The following is a 1,359-nucleotide window of genomic DNA, read 5'->3' as shown; positions in this document are numbered from 1 at the left end:
GGGACTTTTCATTAAACTGTGTCAATCTGATTTAGAACTTAAAAAGGTTTACTTTTACTTAGACACAATTTTATGGACACTCCTGACACATTTGATTTTGAGACTTTTAAGCAAGAAGCGATACAAGGTCTTTATTCTGGCAAACCTCTTACTGGGGAGAATGGTATTTTTGCACCGATGCTCAAACATTTTTTAGAGACAGCCTTACAAGGAGAATTAGATAATCATCTAATTGCCAATAAATCTGAGGGTATTAAAAATAGGAAAAATGGTTTATCAAGCAAAATCATTAAAAGTAGTGGTGGTAGTTTTGAACTGGATACACCTCGTGATAGAGATTGTAGTTTCACACCTCAAGTAGTTGCTAAACGCCAATTAGTTTTAACCGATACTTTAGAACGTCAAATTATTTCGTTATTCGGGCATGGGATGAGCTATTCCTCTATCAATGAACAGTTGGAAGAGCTTTACGGTTATCATCTCTCAGTAGGCGAATTATCAAACATTACTGATAGAATTATTCCTTTGATGAAGGAATGGCAATCCAGACCTCTTTCTAGGATTTATGCGGTAGTTTGGATGGATGCCATGTTCTATAAAGTTCGTGTTGATGGGAAAGTTTGTTCCAGAGCCATGTACAGTGTAATCGGCTTAGGCTTAGATGGTAAGAAAGAAGTATTGGGAATATATCTTGCAGAAACAGAAGGAGCTAAGTTCTGGCTTTCTGTACTTACAGATTTTAAACTAAGAGGAGTTGAGGATATATTAATCAGTTGTGTAGATGGTTTAAAAGGTTTCCCTCAAGCCATTGAAGCGGTATTCCCTAAAACCCAAATACAGCTCTGTGTAGTCCATCAGATTCGTTATTCATCACGCTTTGTAGCAGACAAGCATTTAAAAGAGTTCATTAATGATTTAAAGCTTATTTATAAAGCTAGTACTCTTGATATTGCCGAAGAATCCTTGGTGATTTTATCAGAAAAATGGAGTAAAACATATCCCAAAGCCGTTGATACATGGACGAATAATTGGTCTAATATTTCGACTTATTTTCAATATTCTTCAGAAATAAGAAGGATAGTCTATACTACAAATACGATTGAAGGCTATCATAGACAGATTAGAAAAATCACTAAAACCAAGGGAGCTTTCACTTCTGATAACGCTCTTTTGAAGTTAGCCTATCTGGCAATACAGAATATGAATAAGGTTTGGAATACTACAACTAAAAATTGGAGGGACATCCTTGCAGAATTAATGATTACATTTGATGATAGAATTTCACAAGTTGATTTATTGAGTTAGGGGGCTAGCCCCCTAACTCAATAAATCAAATGACACAGTTCTGTGAACACTCCC

Annotated in this window: 1 protein-coding gene; it reads left to right on the top strand. The window is 35.5% G+C overall.

Features of this window, described 5'->3' with window-relative positions; translation table 11 throughout:
* Positions 1 to 72 precede the first annotated feature (72 nt).
* Positions 73 to 1,305, top strand: coding sequence for an IS256 family transposase (locus VB798_RS24295; protein WP_323689831.1), 1,233 nt, complete (start codon positions 73 to 75; stop codon positions 1,303 to 1,305).
* Positions 1,306 to 1,359 lie beyond the last annotated feature (54 nt).

Source organism: Arcicella lustrica, assembly GCF_034930985.1.
In the GTDB taxonomy this organism is placed as follows: domain Bacteria; phylum Bacteroidota; class Bacteroidia; order Cytophagales; family Spirosomataceae; genus Arcicella; species Arcicella lustrica.
This window is presented reverse-complemented; position numbering and strand designations above follow the sequence as displayed.

What these genes read in the sequence shown, in the direction of transcription:
- VB798_RS24295 (WP_323689831.1), top strand. Translation starts at nt 73, where the DNA reads ATGGACACTCCTGACACATTTGATTTTGAGACTTTTAAGCAAGAAGCG.